Origin of the sequence: Arthrobacter sp. B1805 (genome assembly GCF_002929745.1) — a bacterium.
Classification (GTDB): Bacteria; Actinomycetota; Actinomycetes; order Actinomycetales; family Micrococcaceae; genus Arthrobacter_D.
The window spans coordinates 1-5,241 of the sequence record NZ_PJIQ01000035.1 but is presented as its reverse complement, the minus strand read 5'-3'; the positions used below and the strand labels follow the sequence as shown (position 1 = coordinate 5,241).

The following is a 5,241-nucleotide window of genomic DNA, read 5'->3' as shown; positions in this document are numbered from 1 at the left end:
CTGATACACATCTGGCGCTGCCGCCGATAGTATGCGTGTAGATCCCGTTTCAATCAGTTAGAAACAGAGTCAATACCGTTTAGACTGAAAGAATTATCAGAGTATTTCATTGGTAACTCATTAGGAATGCTGATTGTTCAATCTTATGTTGTACTTTCCGGTTTGTTGCTCCCAGCTGCTGATGTCGCTATTATTGCTGTGTCTGATAGAATATCCTTGGTTATAAATTTATTTGCAATGTCAATTAGCACAATTCTGGCACCTAAGGTCGCCAGTTTATACAGCCAAAGTAAAATGAATGAAATAAAAGAGCTAACTAAAAAAGCTATGTTCTTCATAATGATACCATGTGTTTTAATGGCTCTTCTGTTTCCCTTTTTTTCAGGGCTGATATTATCTATATTTGGTGTTCAATACAGTAATGCTAGCGAAGTGTTAATTATTTTAGTTATGACGCAGATTATTAATGCAATATTTTGCCCTGTATATGTTTTTTTAAATATGAGTGATCGGCAAGGTTTTATAAGTAAATTGCATATATATATGCTTATACCGTCTCTTGTTATAACATTTTATCTGACTAACATATTTGGTGTTGTTGGAATAGCTGTGTCTAAGTTAATTGTCGTGTCATTGATTAATATAATCCCATTGATTTACTGTATTTTATTGTTTAATCGAGTGATAAAGTGATGAGTTTATATTCTATTTTAAAAAAGTTAATTTTATCTTTTCATTACTATCTTTTTACTATTTCCTTTTTATCTGCGAAAAACGATAAGAAGTACTCCAATCGGTTAGATTTTGATGATTATGTTGCAGCTAAGCTAAGAAAACAGAATGAATATAAGAGGAAAATACCAAGTGTCTCTGTTATATATAGAGTCAAAAACGGATCTGAATATATAGAGGCATCTATATTGTCTATTTCGGGGTTAGCATCACAAATAATTGTTGTAGATAATAATTCTACAGATAATACAAGAGATATTGTAGAAAGATTATCGAATCAATTAGCTGATGTTTGCTCTATACAACTTTACTCTTATGATAAAAATCTCGCTATTGCTGGAGAAGGGTATAAAGATCAGGTGACAAAGGGAGATGGTTCACTGGCCGAATTTTATAATTTTAGTTTTTCTTTAGGTGATTGTGATTATTTAATGAAAGTCGATGCCCATTATATTTTTTCGGCATACGGTGTTGATATTTTGCAAAAGCAGATAGCAAAAAATTATGATGGTGTCGTTTTTCGAGGGTTAGAGTTTTTTGGGAAGTGGATGAGCAATGAGCTGTTTTTATATAAACGTTCACTGGGTCTGAAATATTGTGATGGCGAATTATATGAACAGTTAATGTGGGATAAATCAACCGTCAGGGTAAAAACTATCATTAAACCCCTTTACTTGCATGTTAAACGGTTATCCTATGTTAAAAACCTTTATAACACAAAGAAAGCCATATACGTAAAATACAATAAATAGGCAATAGAATGAATAATAAAAGAATATCAATAATAATACCAACTTATAATTCGAGCATAATATTAGAGGAAAATATTAAAATAATCAGTAGCTATAAGCAGTGTAAGATTTTTGTAATTGATGATGGTTCAGTTTCTGATGAAGCGCGCAAAAATAAAATTATTTGTAATAATTACGGGTGTAATTACACCTATACTCTTAATCAAGGCCCTTCTCACGCAAGATATGTAGGCTTATTGGATTCAGATACAGAATTTTGTTTTTTTCTTGATACTGATGATTATATTGCTGAATTTGCTCTTGATTGGGGTGTTAATTATTTATTAGAAAATAATGAGGTTGATGCCATCGTCTTTAGAAGTGATTATGTGGAAGAGTTTAATTGTAAAAACGAGACAGGTAATATCTTCACAATAAAAAAATATAACAGAGGATTAATACAAGAATGTATAGAGTGTTTAGGGTATCCAAAGCAATTTACTCTTGGTTGGAATCAATCTAATACGTTGTATCGTAGAAATAAAATCATTGATGCTTATAAAATAAGATATTTGACTTGGGGGGAAGATATACCATTAAAACTAAAACTAATTTCTGTTATGTCGCTAATTTCTGTGAGAACTCTGGGAGGGTCTCAAATTAAAATATCCTATGGACGGGGATATAAATATACACCAAAACAAATAGTTGAGCTTGCTCTGGAGGTTTACAGAACGTCCCTAAATAATGCATTTTGTCTTGCATTCATAACAGTTATAAGATATATGCTTTCATATTTTTATAAAAGATTAAAACAACTGTCCAGTAAAAGGAAGTGAGAATGAAAAGAAAACTTGTTGACTTTTGTATAATATCATTACCTCAACATAATGAAAGGAGAGATAAATTAAAAAATGAAATGGCGAAGTATGACATAGAATGTCGTGTTTCTCATGCTATTGATGGACGGAAATTATTGGCAGAAAAATACTTTTCTTTATTTAAAATTAGGTCCTCAAAGATGTTTGGAAGAGGTTTTTTAACTCCGTCGGAATTGGGATGTTTCTTGAGTCATAAAAAAGCTTTAACGGAATTTTTGGCGAGTGGAAGGAAATGGTTGGTGGTTTTGGAAGATGACGTTTTGCCCAAGGAAAATGTTAAATATTTGGACGAAATGATTAATTCATTCTGCTCATCAAGTGTCTATATTTTGGGTGGACAGGATGGTCTAAAAAGCTTTAGTCGTGTCATAATGGGGAGAAAATCAATATGTGGGGTGCGAAAAGTAATATTAGGTACACATCGTTGGTTATATAGGACATGCTGTTATTGTGTGGATATTAAAGGCGCTGAGAGAATTCTGAGGTTAATGGAAGAAAATAGTTTCTTTTGTGATGACTGGAGTTACATTGTAAGAAATGCGAAACTGGATAATGTATTTTATGGTCAATACTTTTCTCATCCTGTAAATTTAAACTCTAGTTCTATCGAAGCTGAACGTCTTTTTATTGCAGAAAAATGATATATATTATAATTAATACTATTGTGCTTTTTTATATGTTTTTGTTTAATGCATATAATCGTATTCCTTATGGGAAAATAATTATCGGGGGCATATGCGTTTTTTTTATGACTCTGTTGCCAGCATTTCAATACGGTGTTGGAACAGATTATTTTAGCTATCAAAATATATATAATAATGCTAATGAACTCGATACCTTTTATCAAAATAAGGAATATCTCTTTTATGGATATATGAGGCTATATCAACTGACTGGATGGGGATTCAAAGGTTTTATTGCGTTAACTGCTTTATTACAATCTTTATTGGTGTTTGTTATTGTTTTTCAGTTATGGAAAAACTATGGTTATTCTCTTGTTTTGGTTTTTTTTCTTTTTTGGGTTGTTACTAATTTATTTCATACCCAGATGAATATAATAAGAGCATCATTTTCAATTTATTTGTTTGCAATATCAATTCTCTATAAGTTTAGAGGGAAATTATTGTTATCTTTCATATTAATGGTTGCTGCTTTAGGTTTTCATCGCTCTGCTTTGATTGGTTTCTGTTTTCTCGTAATTCCAGATAAGACGTATTTTTTTGCGTGTAAACATGCTTTTAAAATTTATGTGTTGACTTTTTTATTGTTTCTTTTCTCTTATCTTCAGCAAATTATTTATTATATAGTGCAAAATTTATTCCCCTATTACTCACATTATTTATCCTCATTCGATGAAAGTTCTGTGAGTATAATGAATGTACTAACTAAAATGTATTGGATTCCATTTAATTTGCTATTCCTTATCTTATTAAAACTAAAGGTTTTTGTTATAAAAGATAATGAGCGAAAGTTAATTGGTATGTGGGCTTTAACGGTGAATGTTTATTTGTTAATGCTCAGTTTTGATTTTATTTCAAGGGTTAACTACTATTTTGTGATATTTTATATAATCCCGATAATTTATGTTATTAAATACACTGTTAAAAATAGATACTTCGTTTGTTTGTATCTCTCATTATTATACTGTTTTATTCCGTATCTATTAAAGGTTATTCTGTTTCCTATCGCAGAATTTTATTATAAATCATACTTGTTCTAATTTTGAATAATGATGGGGCTTTTTATGGGTAATGAAACAGTATCAATAATTATGCCAGCTTATAATGCTGAAGAAACTATTAAAGATAGTATTTTGTCAATTTTAAAACAAACGTATGAGGATTTTAAATTATATATAATCAATGATAATTCGTCGGATTCAACAGAACATATTATTAAGTCTATTATCGATGAACGTATTGTTTATTTACTAAATCGAAATGGTAAGGGAGTATCTTCGGCTAGAAATGTTGGGATTGCTGCTTGTAATGGTAGATATATTGCATTTTGTGATAGTGATGATGTTTGGTTTGAGACTAAACTCGAAGAACAACTGAAAATATTGAGTGCTGGAAATTATAAAGTTGTTTGTTCAAACTATGAGGTTTTTTATGTTGATACAAATGTAATAAAAGAAAGAAGGTTTAAGGAAGTTATTACATATAATAATATGCTGCAATCTAATCATATTGGTAACTTAACTGGTATTTATGACTCAACTCAGATAGGGAAAGTATATCAACAGGAAATTGGTCATGAAGATTACCTAATGTGGTTAACAATAGTAAAAAAAGCAAAGCTGGTTTATTGCATACAGAAAAATCTTGCCAGATATTATATACATAATACGGGGTTGTCCTCAAATAAGTTCACTGCAGCTATGTGGCAATGGAATATTTATAGAAGAGTATTGTCTTTTTCATTATTCAAGTCATTAGTTCTTTTTTTTATTTATTCAGTAAGAGCTCTTGCTAAGAGACTTTAATTAGAATGGTTTTATTAGGTTTTGATATTATAAAATGTATGTCTTTTAGATCTGATAGTCGATGTATCCAAAAGGTTTAGTTTTTGGGACATAGAGAGATAAGCCTTTCCTAAATATATTAGAAGTAAACCCGTTACTCATATTCAGCCGCTTATTTGCAGCGGTGAGCACCTCAGACAGGAGTAAACAATGTCAAAGCAACAGATTGGCGTCGTCGGTATGGCAGTGATGGGGCGCAACCTTGCGCTCAACATCGAAAGCCGTGGTTATACCGTCTCTATTTTCAACCGTTCCCGTGAAAAGACGGAAGAAGTTATTGCCGAAAATCCAGGCAAGAAACTGGTTCCTTACTATACGGTGAAAGAGTTTGTTGAATCTCTGGAAACGCCTCGTCGCATCCTGTTAATGGTGA

The 5,241-nt window shown here is 31.3% G+C and carries 6 protein-coding genes and 1 pseudogene; all 7 read left to right on the top strand.

The window, feature by feature from the left end:
- Positions 1-48: 48 nt before the first annotated feature.
- Positions 49-693 (top strand): annotated as a pseudogene (wzx, locus tag CXQ96_RS17635) (O21 family O-antigen flippase); the annotation flags it as partial.
- A complete protein-coding gene (locus tag CXQ96_RS17630) occupies positions 693-1,484 on the top strand; it encodes a glycosyltransferase (RefSeq protein ID WP_001445974.1) in 792 nt (263 codons plus the stop codon). The pseudogene wzx and the gene CXQ96_RS17630, both read left to right, overlap by 1 nt.
- Positions 1,485-1,492: 8 nt before the next feature.
- Positions 1,493-2,302, top strand: coding sequence for a glycosyltransferase family A protein (locus CXQ96_RS17625; RefSeq protein ID WP_001445975.1), 810 nt, complete (start codon positions 1,493-1,495; stop codon positions 2,300-2,302).
- Between the two features lie 2 nt (positions 2,303-2,304).
- Positions 2,305-2,985: a glycosyltransferase family 25 protein gene (locus CXQ96_RS17620; RefSeq protein WP_000823826.1), complete on the top strand. Its 681-nt coding sequence runs from the start codon at positions 2,305-2,307 to the stop codon at positions 2,983-2,985.
- Positions 2,982-4,064 (top strand): O21 family O-antigen polymerase, encoded by a 1,083-nt coding sequence (gene wzy / locus CXQ96_RS17615; protein ID WP_042020196.1) that lies wholly within the window; start codon positions 2,982-2,984, stop codon positions 4,062-4,064. The genes CXQ96_RS17620 and wzy overlap by 4 nt, the downstream gene beginning before the upstream one ends.
- A gap of 9 nt (positions 4,065-4,073) precedes the next feature.
- Positions 4,074-4,829, top strand: coding sequence for a glycosyltransferase family 2 protein (locus tag CXQ96_RS17610; protein WP_219816169.1), 756 nt, complete (start codon positions 4,074-4,076; stop codon positions 4,827-4,829).
- A 189-nt stretch (positions 4,830-5,018) separates the two neighbouring features.
- A partial coding sequence (locus tag CXQ96_RS17605; RefSeq protein WP_258059186.1) for an NAD(P)-binding domain-containing protein occupies positions 5,019-5,241 on the top strand: 223 nt, incomplete at its 3' end.